Source organism: Mucilaginibacter achroorhodeus (genome assembly GCF_007846095.1).
Lineage (GTDB): Bacteria > Bacteroidota > Bacteroidia > Sphingobacteriales > Sphingobacteriaceae > Mucilaginibacter > Mucilaginibacter achroorhodeus.
The window spans coordinates 296,351-314,290 of record NZ_VOEI01000004.1; the positions used below are offsets into that span (position 1 = coordinate 296,351).

24 protein-coding genes are annotated in these 17,940 nt (G+C 41.1%); 6 read left to right on the forward strand and 18 right to left on the reverse strand.

The genetic code is table 11. The features are described 5' to 3' along the window. The first annotated feature begins 127 nt into the window (after positions 1-127). Positions 128-418, forward strand: coding sequence for a YciI family protein (locus tag FPZ42_RS13085; RefSeq protein ID WP_146272092.1), 291 nt, complete (start codon positions 128-130; stop codon positions 416-418). Between the two features lie 2 nt (positions 419-420). Here the strand turns inward: FPZ42_RS13085 and FPZ42_RS13090 are convergent, their stop codons facing one another. The 4 genes from FPZ42_RS13090 to FPZ42_RS13105 all read right to left on the reverse strand — a co-directional run bounded on the left by FPZ42_RS13090 (position 421) and on the right by FPZ42_RS13105 (position 5,029). Beyond that, positions 421-810: a hypothetical protein gene (locus tag FPZ42_RS13090; protein ID WP_146272093.1), complete on the reverse strand. Its 390-nt coding sequence runs from the start codon at positions 808-810 to the stop codon at positions 421-423. Positions 811-875: 65 nt separating this feature from the next. Further along, on the reverse strand, positions 876-1,745 hold the full coding sequence (locus tag FPZ42_RS13095; RefSeq protein ID WP_146272094.1) for an aldo/keto reductase: 870 nt from the start codon (positions 1,743-1,745) through the stop codon (positions 876-878). Between the two features lie 107 nt (positions 1,746-1,852). Next, positions 1,853-2,257 carry a DUF1761 domain-containing protein gene (locus FPZ42_RS13100; protein WP_146272095.1) on the reverse strand — a complete coding sequence of 135 codons (405 nt, stop codon included), beginning with the start codon at positions 2,255-2,257 and terminating at the stop codon, positions 1,853-1,855. Positions 2,258-2,311: 54 nt separating this feature from the next. Beyond that, a complete protein-coding gene (locus FPZ42_RS13105; RefSeq protein ID WP_146272096.1) occupies positions 2,312-5,029 on the reverse strand; it encodes a carboxypeptidase regulatory-like domain-containing protein in 2,718 nt (905 codons plus the stop codon). 154 nt (positions 5,030-5,183) lie between these two features. Here FPZ42_RS13105 and FPZ42_RS13110 point away from each other — a divergent pair, with 154 nt between their 5' ends. Further along, complete coding sequence (locus FPZ42_RS13110) at positions 5,184-5,651, forward strand: CYTH domain-containing protein (protein WP_146272097.1); 468 nt, start codon at positions 5,184-5,186, stop codon at positions 5,649-5,651. Positions 5,652-5,701: 50 nt separating this feature from the next. Here the strand turns inward: FPZ42_RS13110 and FPZ42_RS13115 are convergent, their stop codons facing one another. After that, a complete protein-coding gene (locus tag FPZ42_RS13115) occupies positions 5,702-5,917 on the reverse strand; it encodes a hypothetical protein (protein ID WP_146272098.1) in 216 nt (71 codons plus the stop codon). A 230-nt stretch (positions 5,918-6,147) separates the two neighbouring features. On the opposite strand from FPZ42_RS13115, the gene FPZ42_RS13120 reads away from it, so the two are divergent. Continuing rightward, positions 6,148-6,654 (forward strand): hypothetical protein, encoded by a 507-nt coding sequence (locus FPZ42_RS13120; RefSeq protein WP_146272099.1) that lies wholly within the window; start codon positions 6,148-6,150, stop codon positions 6,652-6,654. Between the two features lie 75 nt (positions 6,655-6,729). On the opposite strand, the gene FPZ42_RS19205 is transcribed toward FPZ42_RS13120, so the two are convergent. The 8 genes from FPZ42_RS19205 to FPZ42_RS19215 all read right to left on the reverse strand — a co-directional run bounded on the left by FPZ42_RS19205 (position 6,730) and on the right by FPZ42_RS19215 (position 8,661). Then, on the reverse strand, positions 6,730-6,906 hold the full coding sequence (locus FPZ42_RS19205) for a hypothetical protein (protein ID WP_186458766.1): 177 nt from the start codon (positions 6,904-6,906) through the stop codon (positions 6,730-6,732). Between the two features lie 24 nt (positions 6,907-6,930). Continuing rightward, positions 6,931-7,140 carry a hypothetical protein gene (locus tag FPZ42_RS13125; protein ID WP_146272100.1) on the reverse strand — a complete coding sequence of 70 codons (210 nt, stop codon included), beginning with the start codon at positions 7,138-7,140 and terminating at the stop codon, positions 6,931-6,933. A gap of 76 nt (positions 7,141-7,216) precedes the next feature. After that, complete coding sequence (locus FPZ42_RS13130; RefSeq protein ID WP_095703974.1) at positions 7,217-7,426, reverse strand: hypothetical protein; 210 nt, start codon at positions 7,424-7,426, stop codon at positions 7,217-7,219. Between the two features lie 75 nt (positions 7,427-7,501). Then, complete coding sequence (locus FPZ42_RS13135; protein ID WP_146272101.1) at positions 7,502-7,711, reverse strand: hypothetical protein; 210 nt, start codon at positions 7,709-7,711, stop codon at positions 7,502-7,504. A 74-nt stretch (positions 7,712-7,785) separates the two neighbouring features. Then, complete coding sequence (locus tag FPZ42_RS13140) at positions 7,786-7,992, reverse strand: hypothetical protein (protein WP_146272102.1); 207 nt, start codon at positions 7,990-7,992, stop codon at positions 7,786-7,788. A gap of 57 nt (positions 7,993-8,049) precedes the next feature. Continuing rightward, positions 8,050-8,238: a hypothetical protein gene (locus FPZ42_RS13145; RefSeq protein ID WP_146272103.1), complete on the reverse strand. Its 189-nt coding sequence runs from the start codon at positions 8,236-8,238 to the stop codon at positions 8,050-8,052. 75 nt (positions 8,239-8,313) lie between these two features. Next, positions 8,314-8,460 carry a hypothetical protein gene (locus tag FPZ42_RS19210; RefSeq protein ID WP_186458767.1) on the reverse strand — a complete coding sequence of 49 codons (147 nt, stop codon included), beginning with the start codon at positions 8,458-8,460 and terminating at the stop codon, positions 8,314-8,316. Positions 8,461-8,508: 48 nt separating this feature from the next. After that, a complete protein-coding gene (locus tag FPZ42_RS19215; RefSeq protein ID WP_186458768.1) occupies positions 8,509-8,661 on the reverse strand; it encodes a hypothetical protein in 153 nt (50 codons plus the stop codon). Positions 8,662-9,168: 507 nt separating this feature from the next. On the opposite strand from FPZ42_RS19215, the gene FPZ42_RS13150 reads away from it, so the two are divergent. Next, a complete protein-coding gene (locus FPZ42_RS13150) occupies positions 9,169-10,605 on the forward strand; it encodes a tetratricopeptide repeat protein (protein ID WP_146272104.1) in 1,437 nt (478 codons plus the stop codon). A 9-nt stretch (positions 10,606-10,614) separates the two neighbouring features. On the opposite strand, the gene FPZ42_RS13155 is transcribed toward FPZ42_RS13150, so the two are convergent. The 4 genes from FPZ42_RS13155 to FPZ42_RS13170 form a co-directional block, all read right to left on the reverse strand. Then, positions 10,615-10,896 carry a hypothetical protein gene (locus FPZ42_RS13155; protein WP_146272105.1) on the reverse strand — a complete coding sequence of 94 codons (282 nt, stop codon included), beginning with the start codon at positions 10,894-10,896 and terminating at the stop codon, positions 10,615-10,617. Positions 10,897-11,167: 271 nt separating this feature from the next. Continuing rightward, positions 11,168-11,539: a helix-turn-helix domain-containing protein gene (locus FPZ42_RS13160; RefSeq protein WP_146272106.1), complete on the reverse strand. Its 372-nt coding sequence runs from the start codon at positions 11,537-11,539 to the stop codon at positions 11,168-11,170. Between the two features lie 163 nt (positions 11,540-11,702). Next, a complete protein-coding gene (locus FPZ42_RS13165; RefSeq protein WP_146272107.1) occupies positions 11,703-13,985 on the reverse strand; it encodes an ATP-dependent helicase in 2,283 nt (760 codons plus the stop codon). 76 nt (positions 13,986-14,061) lie between these two features. Next, positions 14,062-14,481 (reverse strand): hypothetical protein, encoded by a 420-nt coding sequence (locus FPZ42_RS13170; protein WP_219124647.1) that lies wholly within the window; start codon positions 14,479-14,481, stop codon positions 14,062-14,064. Between the two features lie 146 nt (positions 14,482-14,627). On the opposite strand from FPZ42_RS13170, the gene FPZ42_RS13175 reads away from it, so the two are divergent. After that, positions 14,628-16,628 carry a thioredoxin domain-containing protein gene (locus tag FPZ42_RS13175; protein ID WP_146272108.1) on the forward strand — a complete coding sequence of 667 codons (2,001 nt, stop codon included), beginning with the start codon at positions 14,628-14,630 and terminating at the stop codon, positions 16,626-16,628. Positions 16,629-16,695: 67 nt separating this feature from the next. Continuing rightward, positions 16,696-17,202 (forward strand): FKBP-type peptidyl-prolyl cis-trans isomerase, encoded by a 507-nt coding sequence (locus tag FPZ42_RS13180; protein ID WP_146272109.1) that lies wholly within the window; start codon positions 16,696-16,698, stop codon positions 17,200-17,202. A gap of 39 nt (positions 17,203-17,241) precedes the next feature. On the opposite strand, the gene FPZ42_RS13185 is transcribed toward FPZ42_RS13180, so the two are convergent. After that, positions 17,242-17,889 carry a hypothetical protein gene (locus FPZ42_RS13185; RefSeq protein WP_146272110.1) on the reverse strand — a complete coding sequence of 216 codons (648 nt, stop codon included), beginning with the start codon at positions 17,887-17,889 and terminating at the stop codon, positions 17,242-17,244. Positions 17,890-17,940 lie beyond the last annotated feature (51 nt).

The window sequence follows — 17,940 nt, forward strand, 5'->3', positions numbered from 1 at the left end:
ATCAGGAAACAAATATTGTAAAAAAGACAGTTATTGTTACATCCTGTTCAAAATAAATTTACAACACAATTTTGGTGGTGCTAAACATCGTTCAGTTTTCTTTGTTGCTTTAGTAAATAACGATATCATGAACCAATACCTGGTAACAGCATACGATTATACCGACGAAGGCGCCCTTGAACGCCGCATGAATGTACGCCAACATCACCTGGATAGCGCAAAAGAACTGAAAGCCACTGGCAACTTTATATTGGGCGGTGCTATGCTTGATGACGACGGCAAGATGATAGGATCAGTACTGGTGATGCAATTTGAAAGCGAGGAACAATTAGAAGCATGGAAACAGGGAGAGCCTTACATTACCCAAAAGGTTTGGGAAACAGTCGACGTAAAACCATTTAAGGTTGCGCCGATATGATCTTAAATAAAAGATTCGTATTCCCAATACCCTTGCACATTTCTGATATAACGTGCTGTGTACTCTTTACCCTCCGTCCTGAATTGGAATGAGAAGTGCTGTGTAGTAGGGTCTGATGGAAGAAATTGCTCTACAATGCTATCAGCTACAAATTTTACCTTTTCGTTTTCTGATGGTTCAAGGGGCTCTGTTTTTAAAGCTTCTCTATAATCCGAAAAGTTAGCGTAAAGCAGCTTATCGCCTGCATTTTGACGTGCAGCATTAAATGCAGCCTCTTCTGTGGCATCCCGGTATTCTTCCATTGCTTTCAATAATCCGTCAGCAGATATCTCAGGAAGGCCGTCAGCATCCATAGTATAATATTTGGCGAGTATTTCTTCTTTACTTTTCACGCCCTAAAAATAGCAGAAAAATAAAAAAGGATGCCGTGCATGGCATCCTTCAAAATTATAGTTTGTTAACCTACCGGAGGCGCAATGCCATCCAATTGGTCTATGTCGTCAGCGTCCAAGTTTATCTCTGCTGATTTCATATTTTCTTCGAGATGGCCTACGCTTGATGTGCCCGGTATCAACAAAATATTTTTTGAGTGCTGCAGCAACCAGTTTAAGGCAACCTGGTGCACCGTAGCGCCGTGTTTTTCGGCTACTTTTTGCAAAATCTCCTGGCTGGCAACATTCCCTGCGTTAAGCGGGAACCATGGTATAAAGGCTATATCATTATCCTCGCAGTAGTTTAATACACCTTCCCATTTGCGGTTATCAACGCTGTACATATTCTGCACTGATACTACTTCAAAAAATTCCTGGGCATGTTTAATATCATCAACACTAACTTCAGATAAACCGATATGGACAATTTTACCCTCTTGCTGTGCTTGCTTTAAAAACCCGAAAGTTTCTTCGGCAGGCACCTTAGGGTCTATCCTGTGTAACTGATACAGATCTATGCGATCAAGTTTCAATCGTTTCAGGCTTCCCTCTAATGCTTCCTTCAAATGTTTTGGGCTTGCGTCAACCGGCCACTGGTCAGGCCCGGTGCGGAGCAGTCCGCCTTTTGTGCCTATTACTAAGCCGGCAGGGTATGGGTACAAAGCTTCGGCTATTAATTCTTCAGATACGTGCGGGCCATAGCTGTCTGCGGTATCTATAAAATTTACGCCTAACTCAACTGCACGCTTTAATACACGAATAGCCTCGTCTTTATCTTGCGGCGGGCCCCAAATGCCTTTGCCTGTAATGCGCATAGCGCCATAGCCCAAACGGTTAACGGTAAGCTCACCGCCTATTGTGAAATTTGGTGAAATATTATTTGTTACGTTACTCATAAGTTGATCTTTAAGATATATAAGAATAACGCCTGCTGTGTCCTATTGTTCGCCAAAAAGCTCACACCATTGTCATAAACTTTGGCGTGATAAACTGTTGATAGCCGCTATCTCCAAATACCGATGATTGCGCCCATTACGGTAAGCGTAACCGCGCTATAACCGCCGTTTATAAAAATGAGGCGCCAGCTTTTAAGTTCAAACAAACTATGGATCGCAATTGCACTGAATGTCCAGATGCCGGCGAGGAAGCCCGCGGTTGCGCCCCAGCTTAGATCGGTTTTAGCATCAGCAAGAAACATGGCCAGGTTAAATGCCATGAGTAACGAAAAGAACGCTGTAAAGCCAAATATTTTGCCCTTGTTTCCTTGCTGTATAGCATCAGTTGTTAAACCGTTGTCGGCCATCCAGGCTTTACCGAAAACTGCAGGAGCATACCAGATACCACCAATAGCAAACCCCGATAAAGCTGCTACCAATACCGCAGGTAAATTAAGTTGTGATAAATTCATAGTAATCAGGTTTAATTGCCTGAATATACGAAGATGCTATTAATTCAAAAACAACTACTTAACCGTGTAACGATATATATAACGGCCTAAGTTACCATCCGCATCAAAACCCTCAATTGTAGCACGGTAGGTGCCGCGGCCATCGGCATTAAAGAAATCAACAGAAGTGGTACCAGTTACCTTATCGGTTCTAACTTTTGGGCTCCAGTAAATTGTACTGCGCAGGTCTCCGCCAAAGGCACCTTGTTTTAAGGCATCATACTTAGGCGAATAAAACTCTTTAGCCACTGCATAACCAAAACCATTATAGGTAAGCACATTTCCTTTCGGGATCATATCCTGTAATTGCTGTAAAGTTATCCGCTCACCCTTTGGTTTCTTTTTCGTAATGATAGATATGATACCATCTGATTGATATGTTCTGTTTATTGAACTTACGCCATCACTTTTAAATACGTCTATTACTTCAACATCACGCCCTGCAATGCTGTTCAAATACCCGTAGTCAACAACTTTACCATCTACAAACACCTGTATGGGTAACTTATTGGAGTTAGAAATATTTTTGGAGAAATATAAGTTGTTATCTTCTGCCGTAACGCCTAAAAGATTTGCCGGGAGACATACGTAGAGATTTGGACAATCTTGAAACCTCTCGCCTGTGAGGCTTTGGTCTGACATGGCCGGTAGTCCGCTAAGCATGCTATAGTCCTTGTAGCTCGGCTTTTTTACCATTGGCTTTGCCTTAATCGTTACTTCCTTTAAAGTATGCGTGTTATCATACTGCCTTTTGCTGTTGACAAGTAATGGCTTAAAGGCACTGTCGATATTCATTATTTCGTCAAGGTTGTAAATATTCTTGGTTGCAGGCTGGTATGGGTCCCCGTTAACGCTGATCACCAAGTTACGGCTGTTAACATTGCCGCGTGCATTTAAAACTATCTCGGCAGAATCGGCAAAGTCAAGTTTAGAAACTTTGAAGTTGCCCTCCATATCGGTCATAGTTTCAGTAAAAAATCTTTTTGATGGTATCTGCAACCTCAAATTACCTCTCGAAATTGGCATGCCTGTATTGTTCCTAAGCATACCGGTTATCTCTAATCCGTTTTGTTCTGGCTGCAAAACTATTTGCGGTACTTTATTAAGGATAACATTACGATAAGATATACGGCGATACCCCTGAGTAAGCATCAATACGTCAAGATCTGCAGCTGCATTGGCATTTTTTGTAAGAAAATAATAATTAGGTTTCTCAACATTGCCCTTAAGTTCTGATGTAAGTAGCAGATTTGATAAAATAGTAGTTTCGTTATCCTCATCATACGGAACTTTGCTTTCGTCAATTACCGAGATAGAGAAATCGCCTGCTACAGGAGCTGCTCCTTTTTTGGCGGCAACCTGCAGATGGACTTTTTGACGGGCACCATAGGTCTTCTTATCAGAGTTTAAGGCAATATTTAGTGCATCGTTACGCTGTACAAATATCACGCGCTCTGCGAGTATGACGCCCCGCTCGCTCATTAAACTGAATTGGATTACTCCGGTAGGAAATTTATCGCGTGGAATTGATGAAGTAAAAGTTTCCTGTGTGAGAGCGGTTTGGGCGGCAAAATAAACCGCACCGCCATTTTGCGCTAACACATAATACATTTTACCCTGGTTAGCTGCAAAGTAAGCTTGGTTAGCCGTTAGTTTAATATTAACATTGTTTGGGTCAAAATTATTAACAGCCAAGCTTATACCAGAAGGTTTAATGCGCGGCATATCATAAGAAGCCGTTGAACCGTCTGAGAAAGTAATATTAGCCTTATACGTTTTGCCATCCTGCGGTGTAAGGGTAAAAACGCCCATACCAGCGTGCTGAGATTGAAGCTGGGCCACGGTTGTACCTGTATTATCTATTACTACACCTTTGATGTTTGTGCCTAAGCCATTGGCATTGATAGCTTTGAAAGCTATTTTAGATTCTACCCCCAGTGTTAATTCACCACCTTCAGGAAAAAATTGAACATCATGCTGTTCCGCAGCACCCTGTAATGGAAACCGATCAAGCTTTTCCTTTTTACCTGGGGTTTCTAAATTAGCGATCAGCGTGGCTTTTTGGAGGTTGGTATTGGCAGCTTCGCTAAGCGGCACTGTAATGTTTCCATTGGCATCTGTTGTGGCTTTCCCTTTTGCAACTTCATCTCCATTGGCATTTGCTATGCTCCAGTTTACACGCCTGTTAGCCAAACCGGCCCCACCGGTTTCTTTGTATGCTATTACTGCAATCGGTTTACCGGTATTTTTAAACGTAATACCCGTGTTAATGCCTTCAATTATAGAGTTGCCGATAGTGATATTTTTATTAAAATAGTAGTCGGGATCATAATTACGCATGTATTGCGTGTATCCTCTTAGGTGATAATTTCCCTGGCGATAGGTTTCTGCCGGAAGAAAGATGTTACCATGGGCAGTACCGTTAACAACCGGCATTTTAAGAACTTTAATTATCGAATCCTTATCATTTGCTATATCAACATAAACAATATTGCTTAACACAGTAGGCTGATGCTTGTCAATGGTAACATAAGCTTTAAACCAAATGGTGTCGCCTGCCGTGTAATAGGGCTTATCTAAATGCAGGTAAACCTTTTCAAAAGGAAAGGCATTGATATATTGAGAGGTTTTTGTAACAATAGTTTTGATACCAATGGTATCCCGTTGAGCAAAAACGGTTGAAACTGAAAACAAACACGAAAACAAAAACAGTGTAAATTTCTTAAGGTTCATATCTCAGAATGATATAGCGCGGCTAATATAAACATTTAGCCTAAGCCATAGCTTCTACAAGCGGGCTTTTAACATTTCATTAACTCTATCAGCAACAAAAATTTTACATTTGAAGCTAAATGTTTAAATAAATTACTGTAAAAATTAAGCTACAATGGGCCAGGAGATAGAGAGAAAGTTTTTGGTAGATCATGATAAATGGAATGCCCTAAAAAAGCCGAAAGGTAATGTCTACAAGCAAGGGTACATTTTAAATGAAGAAACACGTACCGTACGCATAAGAGTTACAAATAATACAGCATACATTACGCTGAAAGGAGCGGCCGATGGTATAAGCAGGAGTGAATTTGAATACGAGATACCAAAACTACAGGGCTCACAGATACTTGCTGAATTTGCAACGTCATCAGTAGAGAAAACCAGGTACAATATTTCTTACAAGGGGCATCTGTGGGAGGTTGACGTTTTTGAAGGAAGTAACAAAGGATTGATTGTTGCAGAGATCGAATTGAAAACTGAGGATGAGAGCTTTGAAAATCCTGATTGGGTAACAGAAGAGGTAAGTTATGACAGCCGTTATACCAATGCAATGCTATCTGTAAAGCCTTACAGCAGGTGGTAATAAAAAAGGCCTGCAAAACTGCAGGCCTTTTTTTCTAATGTTATTATTATTTACCAGCCAGAGCCTTTTTTAGCGTTACCATTTTTGATATGCTCTTCTGCCGCAGCTTTACCCATAATTGCTGCCATTTTGTTTCCTTCGGCATCTTTACCGGTAGCAATATATCTGCCTGATTTTACATCAATAACCGGATCGATCATTGGAACATTCTTGGTTTTTGTTTTAACTGAATAGGCGGTAATTCCACCTTCTTTTTTTGCTGCCATGTTTAAGTTTTTTGTTTTCTGTAAGTAATGTATTAATTCCGTTTGTGCTAATACTGGCTTAAAAAGCCTGTTGCAAGCCATAACGTGGGCAATATATATATAAATGTGCAACTAACAAATTTAAAAGCCACAATCGCAATCTATAACCGCTATTGCCAGTATAATGTTACACAATTAACAACATTTACTCCCCAATGTTGTTTAGCTGTAAACAAAAACTGAGATCAACAATGAAACCTTATTTTTTAGTATGCGCGCTTGCATTAGCCTCCTGCGCTGGAAATGGAGAAAAGAAATCTGACACGACGGCTAATGTTAGTGGCGACACTACCGCAAAATCTGAAATGAAAGCACCTGCGCAAAAGATGGATTATTGCTTTATCCGTACAGAGGGTACAAGTAACCAGGATACCACCGCTGTACATTTATTATTAAAAGGCGATAAAGTGACCGGTGAAATGAAGTGGTTACCAAAGGAAAAGGATAGCCGAAAGGGAACCTTGAATGGAACATTAACGGGTAACGAGATAAAAGCGGTTTGGAGCTTTATGCAGGAAGGTATGAAAGACTCTATGAATGTAGCTTTTAAACTATCAGGACAGGAACTGGCGCAAAAGCCATTTAAAGTTAATGCTGCAGATGGTAGACAGATTACCGATGATGCCGCCAGATATACTTTAACATACAAATTGGATAATTGTAGCCAGTTCAAAACTGCCGGTAAACCGGCTATGTAAATTATTTGGCCTCGCGCCTTCTTACGCCTCGTTGATTTTTAACGGGGCATTTTTGTATATAATGATTGCACGAAATTAATCGGCAGTTGCGATATCTGATTTTGGCGAAGCGGCTGTGGCGTTAACCTTCAGGTTGTTGATCTCCTGTTTAGTATTTACAGGTGCAGATGTGTTATCACTTTTGGTTGATAAAGAATAAGCGGTAACTCCTGTACTTAGAAGTAATGCTGCAGCAATGATAAACTTTTTCATAGTTAAATTTTTTTGGCTTAATAATTAGTCAGCAGTACCTATGTCTTTTTTAGTGTCTGCGGTGCCAATGTCTTTTTTTGTGTCAGCGGTACCGATATCTTTCTTGGTGTCAGCAGTGCCTATGTCTTTTTTGGTATCAGCTGTACCGATGTCTTTTTTAGTGCCTGTTGCTGCGTTTGCTACTGATAAGCTTGTTGATAATACTACTGCTGCTGCTATGATGAACTTTTTCATGATCGTTTTATATTTTGAATGTTTTTATCTGTGTGTTAATTGATGTCTCTGGTTGGAATAAGGCCTTGTGGGATGATTAGTCAGCGGTGCCAATGTCTTTTTTAGTGTCAGCGGTGCCAATGTCTTTTTTAGTGTCAGCTGTACCTATGTCTTTTTTGGTGTCAGCGGTACCGATATCTTTTTTGGTATCAGCTGTACCGATGTCTTTTTTAGTGCCTGTTGCTGCGTTAGCTACTGAAAAACCTGTTGATAATACTACTGCTACTGCTATGATGAACTTTTTCATGATCGTTTTATATTTTGAATGTTTTTATCTATGTGTTAATTGATGTCTCTGGTTGGAATAAGGCTTGGGGGATGATTAGTCAGCGGTGCCAATGTCTTTTTTAGTGTCAGCGGTGCCAATGTCTTTTTTAGCGTCAGCTGTACCGATATCTTTTTTAGTGTCAGCAGTGCCAATGTCTTTTTTGGTATCAGCTGTACCGATGTCTTTTTTAGTGCCTGTTGCTGCGTTAGCTACTGAAAAACCTGTTGATAATACTACTGCTACTGCTATGATGAACTTTTTCATGATCGTTTTATATTTTGAATGTTTTTATCTGTGTGTTAATTGATGTCTCTGTTTGGAATAAGGCCTGGGGATGATTAGTCAGCAGTGCCGATATCTTTTTTAGTGTCAGCGGTGCCGATGTCTTTTTTGGTGTCAGCGGTACCGATATCTTTTTTAGTGTCAGCAGTGCCAATGTATTTTTTGGTGTCAGCGGTACCGATGTCTTTTTTAGTACCGGTTGCGTTTGCTACTGATAAGCTTGTTGATAATACTACTGCTGCTGCTATGATGAACTTTTTCATGATCTCGTTTTATGTTTTAATGTTTTTATATCTGTTGATTGTTATTGGCTGGTGTAATTAGTCGGCGGTGCCGATATCTTTTTTAGTCATTTTACTTACCTGGTCCGCATTGGTAGCTACAGGCGCACTTTCTTCTTTCTGCGGCAATGATGGGGTAGTAAGTGTAGTATCACGATGCATAAATGCTCTTGCTGATACGATGCCTGTTGATAAGATGATGGTTGCTGCTATGATTGACTTTTTCATGTTTGTAAATTTTTAAAGCGTCTTTTTTGTAGGGGTAATAATAATTTCGTTTAACCGTAGTGAATGGATCAGTAATTAGTCGGCAGTACCGATGTCTTTCATGTTAGGAGAGGTGCTGCGTTCGTAACGTGCTGTTACTTTAATATCTGCCTGTTTTGTGCATGATGGTAATACACCTAATGTTAACACGATGGCTACTACTGCTATAATGATCTTTTTCATGAAGGTTTTTTCTAAAGTTTTGTTGTAGATATTGATTTAAGTTGCTGATCAGTCGGCAGTGCCTACTTCTTTTCTGAAAGCTGATGTTGGCTGCTCAATTTTAGCGGTGTTTTGCACCTTGTTGTCATCGTGTTTCGTGGTTGATGCCAACAAGCCGCTTGTTACTAAAACCACTATTGCTACTGCTGTAAACTTTTTCATATCTCGTTTATCTATTCACTTTTTTAACAAAATTTAATCTGCTGTGCCTATATCTTTTCTAATGCCAATGGTTGCTTTCAGCAAAACATCCATGCTTGTACGCACGCTTGTTTGCTTGATGCAGGATGATAGAAACATGCCGCACAACAGTAGGATATATCCAAGCACAGTTTTTTTCATTTTATTATTGATTAACATTTTAAATTATCTAACTTGCTAATTAATCATTTTTCAATTTGCCTAATTACACCCTTTTCTATACTGATGTAACTGTAGGTTGATAAAGTTTACTATAGGGCATATTATTTTCAACTACGTAATAATACGCCAATATCAGTATAACTTATTAACAATCAATAAATTAACAACACAAATATAGATATGTTTTTTAATTCTCAAGCAATTGTAAAAAAAAAATTCTTAACCTTTTTTTCACTAATTTTAGCACTTAAATAAAGTGCGATTTATTTCATAACTTACACCCAATTATTACCGTATAGAGGGCTGATGAAAAGAACCTTTTCTCTTCTTGTTTTTTTTCTGATCACGTTTGTTATTTATGCGAAGGGTAATGATGATATCACGCAAAAAGATACCACTGAAATAATAAAGCTTAACAGGCAGGCATACGCTAATCGTCTCACAAGTCCTGAGCAAACGATAAGCGATGCAAGTAAGGCGCTGGATATGGCGGTTAAGCTTGATTATAAAGCCGGTATAGGCGAAGCTTACCGTGTGCGCGGCATTGGTTATTATTATCTTAACCAGGCAACCGCTGCTATCAACGACTATCTGAACGCGCTTAGCACATTTGAAAAAGCAAAGGATCTGCGCTCACAAGCTAAGGTTAACAACAACATAGGAAACCTTTACCTTGATAATAATCTTACCAAGGCTTTGGAGTATTTCAAAAAATCACTTACTATAACAGAGCGTTTAAACGATAGCAGTTTAACTGCTTCGTTGTATATGAACATCGGCAACGTATATTACCGTAAGAACAGTTTTAACCAGGCTCTTAACTACTACGATAAAAGCAACGCCTTATTTGCAAGCCTGGGTGATAGTGCAAACCTGGTACAATGCCTGCAAAACCGCGGTGTTATCTATTATCATTTAAATGACTACGATAAAGCCGAAAAGCTTTTATTAGCAGCAAATAAAGCGGCTAAGGCTCAGGATCTAAACAAACCTGTTGCAAGCACCAATCTTACCTTGGCATCTCTTTATATAGCGCAAGGCAAGTTTGATGAAGCAGAGCGTATAGTGCACGAAGGAGAGGCTTATGCCGCCGCATTAAAGGACGAAAAGCTGACCAACGATTATAATTACACCATTTACCAGTTGGAGTTTAAAAAAAAGAATTACGAGAAAGCCTTACGCTATCTTCAAATGATATTCAGGCAGGATAGCTCTATACACATATCAAACGAATCGACACAGATAAACCTGATACAGGAGCAATTTAAGCAGGAAGCTAAACAGCGGGATACGGAGCTTTTGCTGGTAAATCAACAGAACGACCGGATAAAATTTTGGGCAGTTACAGTAGTGGCTGGTCTGCTACTGGTTGTTATTGGTTTGTTGGTGAGCAATGTTAAGCGTAAAGCAGCAACCAACGCCCAGCTTACCGGGCTTAACGAAGAGGTATCCCGTCAAAAAGATAACCTGGATAGGGTGAATCATCACTTGGAAGAAATTATTGACGAGCGTACAAAAGATCTGCAGGTTAAAAACAAAAAATTGTCCGATTACTCATCTTACCTGTCGCACCAGATACGTGGGCCAATCGCCACACTACGTGGTTTGATGAATTTGGAAAAAGAAGGCCTTGTTGATGAAAAAGAATGTATCAACATGATGGATAAATGCGTCTCAGACATCGATCAAAAGATCATTGAGATGAGCGAAATGCTTAATGAAGGGCCAAGGACGATAGTCTAATATATTGTTTTAATTCACCGCCGGATAAGTACTATGTATCTGAGCGTCCATCAAACCAAGATAAACGCAATATCTTGATATCATCTGTAAAATAAGAAGCTGCCTGTGGCGTTTGTAGCCTTCAGTTTCAAACGCTATAGTCTGGCTACCTGCAGTTACAAAAAATCTCACCTCACCATCCTGTTGCTTTGCACGGGACTTAAATAAATCGAACACCTTAACCTTTAAGCTGCTGCGACGGTCATGAATGGTGCCCTTACGGTGGCTATCGGCATTTGATATTGATATCATGTAATTACACATATAGTACAATTTATAGATGTACAATGTTATTACAACAATAAAACCAAAGGTGAGCGATAACAGAGTTTAAGTACTGATAAAACAAAAAATCGGTAACAGAGTAGTGTTTTTTGTCGCTTTACGTAATAAATTAAGGTTGACTTAATAATATTACGTAAAGCGTAAATTTTCTACATCTATTACCGAACTGAAAAACAGGATACCTGTTTTGTTTTTTGAACAGTAGGGGCGTAATTAAATATAGCAGGGGTGTCTTTATTTAAATACTCACGCCGTTTTTGCTCAATAATTCTTCATAAAGCAATATCACTTTGCGTTGCAGGCTGGCAATCTCAGTTTCGCGGTCAAGAAGTTTCTTTTGAACAATGTTAAGGCTTTGATCTTGCACCGGGGCTTCTTCTATATGATCAAGCGATAACAGGTTCACAACACTTACCTCAAAGATGTTAGCGATCTGCTCCAAACGCGAAAGGTTGATATCGGTAACACCGGTCTCGATCTTTGAGAATGCGGGGATTGATATTCCTAAACGGTTTGCTACATCTTCCTGACTCCAACCATGCTCATGGCGTAACGCTCTGATATTCTTGCCAGCTGATTTGTTGGTCTTTTTCTTAATAGTCTCGCTCATCATGTACATAATAGTTAATTAAGGGAATAAGGATATTAACCATTAACCAATATGGATGCCAATAGCGAAAAGTGCCTCTATTATGTCAGATTAACGTTTAGTTAACGATGAGTTATTTTTGATGTAGAATTTGTTCCCCAAATATTGGGTATTTTAAGCGCGATTACTCACTTACTATGCTCAATTTTGCGAACTTTAGCAACAGCTGTTTTTGCCCTATTTCTTTAAAAAATATAGTAGCTTTTACATCTGGTTTATTACCTTCCAGGCTTATCACTTTACCAAAGCCAAAGCGCTCATGCTCTACCTGCATACCCACTTGCAGGTTAGCAGTATCAGCAGGTTTAAACCCTGCTGATGGCACGTGTGCTTTAGCCAATATTGATGTTGTTTTAATCGGCGGTGCAGTAGCCGGTTTTGGCTTGGAAAATGCATCGGCAGGCTTTCTGCTCCAGGCGCTGCGCTCATCTCCAAAAGAGGCTGATTGGGCTGGGGCCGGTTTAGCAGAAAAATCCAGCTCAAGATACTTGGCATCTATCTCATCCAAAAAACGGCTTGGCTCACAGTTAATAAGCGTGCCAAATTTAAAGCGGGATGTTGCGTAGCTAATGGTTAATTTATACTCGGCGCGGGTGATGGCAACATAAAATAAACGGCGCTCTTCTTCAAGGTCACTACGCGAATTGAGGGACATTTGCGACGGGAAAAGGTTCTCTTCAAGCCCAACAATGTGCACCTGAGGGAATTCTAGCCCCTTAGAAGAATGGATGGTCATTAATGAAACGGTATCGGCATCCTTATTCTTATCATTATCGTCGTTAGTTAAAAGCGCCACATCCTGCATAAAAATCTCAAGGCCCTTTTCTTCGATATCTTCCCGCTCAGAGAACTCCTTGATACCGTTTAGTAACTCTTGTATGTTTTCGTATCGATTAAGGCCCTCAACAGATTTATCGTCGTAAAGATCTTTAAGTAAGCCCGAGTGTTGCGCAATATGTAAGGCGGCATCATAGGCGCTCAAAGTTTTAGTTATCACTTGGAAACTCTGGATCATGGTGGCAAAGGCCATTAACGATGCCGGCGCTTTTTCAACATAACGCGGTGCCTGCAAGATCACCTCAAAAGGCGTAAGCTGATTTCTGTCGGCGGCAACAATAATGCGGTCTACAGTAGTATCGCCAATGCCTCGTTTAGGGTAGTTGATAACTCTTTTAAGCGCTTCTTCGTCGTTTGGATTAAAGGTAAGTCTGAAATAAGCAATGAGATCCTTTATCTCCTTGCGCTGATAGAAAGACATGCCGCCGTATATCTTATACGGAATATTGAGCTTCCTCAAAGCCTCCTCCATGGAGCGCGACTGCGCATTGGTACGGTATAAAATGGCGAAAGCCTTCCATTTTAAACCATTGGTGCTGCGTTGCTGCATAATGGCTTCAGCTACCATTTTGCCTTCTTCATTGTCGCTGAAGGCACGCATTACTTTTATCTTGTCACCACTGTCCTTTTCAGAAAAGACGTTTTTTTTAAGCTGGTCTTTATTGTTGGCTATGATGCTGTTAGCAACGTTCACAATATTTTGTGTAGAACGGTAATTCTGCTCCAGCTTAAACACTTTCAGATCAGGGTAATCCTTCTCAAAGTTGAGTATATTTTGAATGTTTGCCCCGCGGAAGGCGTAAATACTCTGTGCATCATCTCCAACCACACACAAGTTTTCGCTTACGGCTGCTAAACGCTTTACTATAAGGTACTGCGAAAAGTTGGTGTCCTGGTACTCGTCAACCATCAGGTATTTAAATTTATGCTGATACTTGTTCAGCACATCCGGGTGGTTCTTAAGCAGTTCATTAGTTTTAAAGAGCAGGTCATCAAAATCCATTGCGCCTGCGCGGAAACAACGTTGGGCGTATGTCTCGTAGATCTTACCCAACATTCCGCGGCCGCTACTAAAATCATCAGCCTGTATCTGGTCGTTATTTTGATATTCCTGCCAGCCTACCAGGTTATTTTTGGCAGCCGAAATACGGTTATAGACAAAGTTTTGGTTGTACAGCTTATCATCCAGCTGCATTTCTTTTAAGATGGCACGGATAACACTCTTGCTGTCGTCAGTATCGTAAATGGTGAAGTTATTTGGATAACCGATCTTATCAGCTTCTACACGTAGTATCTTGGCAAATACAGAGTGGAAGGTGCCCATCCAAATATTCTTTGCCTCGGGGCCAACTATATGGTTAATACGCTCGCGCATTTCCTTGGCGGCCTTATTGGTAAATGTTAGTACCAATATGTTAAACGAATCAACACCGCTGCGAATAAGGTGAGCCACACGATAGGTGATAACGCGCGTTTTGCCCGATCCTGCGCCGGCAATGATCATTACCGGGCCTTTAATTTGTAAAACGGCAGCTTTTTGTTCGGGATTTAACCCCTGTAGATAATCCAAATCCAGTTCCTCTTTTCTGTGTCTGCGAAATTAACACTTTGGCAGGGAAAGCTAACAAAATTGGTAAGGCAAATTTTCAACGATGGGTTGTTTTGTCAACTGTCGGTAGCAGGTGGTTATTCATGGCCTGATAAATTATCCAGCCGAAAGGTATGAGCCAAATTATATCGTTCCAAACGTTTACCCAAAAGAAGACAGGCGCAAGCTTACCCTGCCATATATAATAAACAGAGCCTAAAGGTCCCAGTAGTTTACCAATAAAGCCTACCAATATCAGCGGCCAATATACCTGCGGGTCGCGCCCCGCAAAGTAGTAGGCCACACCATAAACGCCAACCAGCATCCCAACGCATTGTAAAATAATGATGAGAAAATCAGTAGGCGGGTTGCCAAACAGGATGATCTCCGGCTTAAGCGATATCGCCGCTCCACAGAAAATATTGTACGCTGCCGCAAGATACATGATGATTTTGGCGGTTTTAAGTTTGGTGTACATAATGAATAAATTTGTATGCAAATAGAAAAATAATTATTGAACTTTCAAAAATAAATGAAAGTAAATTCCGATTTTCATATTAAATTTTTGTAATATTTCCAACTATACTTGCGGCTGATTGTAGTTAATTAAACCATCCACCGCTAATGAATCGCCTTGCCAACGCTACTTCGCCATATCTTTTGCAGCATGCCAATAATCCTGTTGATTGGTACCCCTGGGGCGCTGAAGCCCTGCAAAAAGCCAAAGATCAGAACAAACTGATATTGGTGAGCATTGGCTACTCGGCATGCCACTGGTGCCACGTTATGGAACACGAGAGCTTTGAGGACGAAGGCGTGGCAGCGCTGATGAACGAGTATTTTGTATGTATAAAGGTTGATCGTGAAGAACGCCCGGATATTGACCAGATATACATGAGCGCCGTGCAATTGATGAGTGGCAGGGGAGGCTGGCCGCTCAATTGTATCTGCCTACCCGATCAGCGGCCTATCTACGGCGGTACCTACTTCCGCAAAAACGACTGGGCATCATTGCTGCTTAACCTCGCCGATTTTTTTAAAACCAAGCCCGAAGAAGCGGAAGATTACGCTGTACGACTCACAGAGGGCATCAAACAGTATGAATCTGTGCCATTTGTTGAGCAAACAGCCGAGTATAGTAAAGAAATGCTGGAGCCCATCATGGCCAACTGGCGAAGGTATATTGACCCGGTTGAAGGTGGCTTTGGCGGTGCACCAAAATTCCCGATGCCGGCCAACTGGATCTTCCTGATGCGGTATGCACTTCTGATGAAAGATAGCGGTATTGCCGAAAACGTAAAACTTACGCTACAGAAAATGGCTCATGGTGGCATCTATGACCACATCGGCGGCGGCTTTGCACGTTACGCTGTGGATGGTGTTTGGCACGTGCCACATTTCGAGAAAATGCTGTATGATAATGGTCAGCTTTTGAGCCTTTATGCCGAAGCGTACACCTGGAATGCTAATCCGCTTTATGCTGAAATTACCGATGAGATCATCGGTTTTGTAAAACGCGAACTTACATCGCCCCAAAGCAGTTTTTACTCGGCGCTTGATGCTGACAGCGAAGGCAAAGAAGGTAAGTTCTATATCTTTACTCAGAACCAGTTAGCTGAAATTTTAGGCGATGATGCGCCGGTATTTAATGCTTACTACCACGTAACTGAAGAAGGTAACTGGGAAGAGGAGCAAAGCAATGTGTTCTTCCGTAAGGAAGATGAAGAAGCCATTGCATCACAATTTGGCATTACCACCGAAGAGTTACACAACCGTTTAAACGCAGCTAAACAAAAAGTATTTGACGCCCGCAGCAAACGCGTACGACCTGGTTTAGATAACAAGATCCTGGCATCATGGAACGGTTTGATGTTAAAAGGCCTGTGCGATGCTTACCGCGCTTTTGCCAAACCAGAGTATTTGGAGCTGGCGTTAAAAAATGCGGACTTTATTACTAAAAATCTTATTTCAGGCGCAAAGATCAGTCGCGTTTACAACCCTCAGACTACCGAAGGTGTTGCATTTCTTGATGACTATGCAAATGTAGCTGATGGCTTTATTACATTATATGAAGTAACGTTTAACGAGGATTGGATCATCCAGGCTCAGAAACTTACAGATTATGCTTTACAACACTTTTACAATGCAGAAGGCGGCATATTCTTTTACACTGCCGTTAATGATGGGCAGCTTATAGCCCGTAAGTCAGAGATAATGGATGGCGTTATACCGGCATCAAATTCGGTAATGGCGCGTAATCTTAAAAAACTCGGGTTGCTGTTTGATAACGAAGGTTACCTTGAAGTTTCAGCGCAAATGCTGCGCAACATTGTGCCTCACCTGGCTAAGTATGGCACAGCTTACCCTAACTGGACGATCCTTTTACTTGATGAGATTTTCGGTGTTAATGAGGTTGCCATAACCGGCCTGGATCATGAGAATATACGCAGAGAATTTGAACAACATTACGTGCCAAATAAGGTTATGCTGGGCGGCCAAACCGGTACACTTCCGCTGTTAGATGGCCGGCTTGGTGACACCACAAGAATATTTGTCTGTAAAGACAGAACTTGCGGTTTGCCTGCCAACACGGTGCCTGATGCATTAAAACAAATAGCCGGGTAATTAGTATTTATAATAAATAGGCGGGTTAAAAAAAAAATTTAGCACCTTGCCGCAAAATTATCAATAAATGAAAATTCAACCACAACACGTAGTGTCACTAACATACGATCTGTATGTAAAGAAAGAGGACGGTGAAGAAGGACTTGTAGAAAGCGCAACACAGGAACAGCCGCTTACATTTTTATTTGGCGCAGGCCAGATGATCCCAAAATTTGAAGAAAATTTAAGTACGCTGTCAACAGGTGACACTTATGATTTCCATATATCAGCACAGGATGGTTACGGCGAGTACGACCAGGAAGCTGTGGCAAACCTGCCAAAAGAAATGTTTGAAGGCCAGGGTGCGGATCTACCGCAGGTGGGCGAAGTATTACCTTTGCAGGATAACAACGGCAACCGTTTTCAAGGCCAGGTAGTATCGATCACAGAAGATTCGGTAATTGTTGACCTTAACCACCCAATGGCAGGCCAGGAACTGCATTTTAAAGGCGAGATCATCAACGTTCGCCCGGCAACACCGGAAGAACTTTCGCACGGCCATGCACACGGCCCGGATGGTCATCACGATCACTAAAAATTAAACAGAAACGGCGCCTTTTAGGCGCCGTTTCTGTTATTTAGCAAAATCAAGCGTGCCGTTACTATTTAGTACGCATTCGATCATTATCCGGCATGACACAGCTTCACCTTCATAGCTGGCAGGTACAAACACCAGGTCATCAGGATTAGGTAATTTCAAATTCATGCGTATATCATCGATCGACGTTTGCAGCGGTGCGTAGATCAAATGCACTGTGTAATCCGCCAATCTGCCGCCGGGGCTTACTAATAGTTCAACCACCACGTTTACATTAGAATAATCTAAATCGGTAGATGAATACCTCTTTGGCATTTTAAACAATGATACATAAGGCAGATATCCATAATATACGCCGCCTATACGCAACGGTTTATTTACCTTTGGGTTGGCCACTTTAACAGTATCAAATGTCCGGTCTACAAAATAATGGATGTTAGAAGTAGTATCTTCCTGCGCTTCGTAAACAAACTGGTTCTTATCAAAATTGTAACTCTGCACAACAGTGCCTCTGTTATTATAAAACTGCCATAATCCAACCCGCTTATTATCCTTATAAGCACCGTTAGCCAAAGCAATCTTCTTTTTGTAAAGAGCCTGGTACATGCCCTGGCGGGTATGCCCGTCGCCTGATACATGATATACTTCTGAAACGTTGTTAGTAAGCCGTTTTGTGACCTTCATGGTTTCCTGTGCTGAAACCCTGAGCGAAAAAGCTGTAAATAATAAACAGAT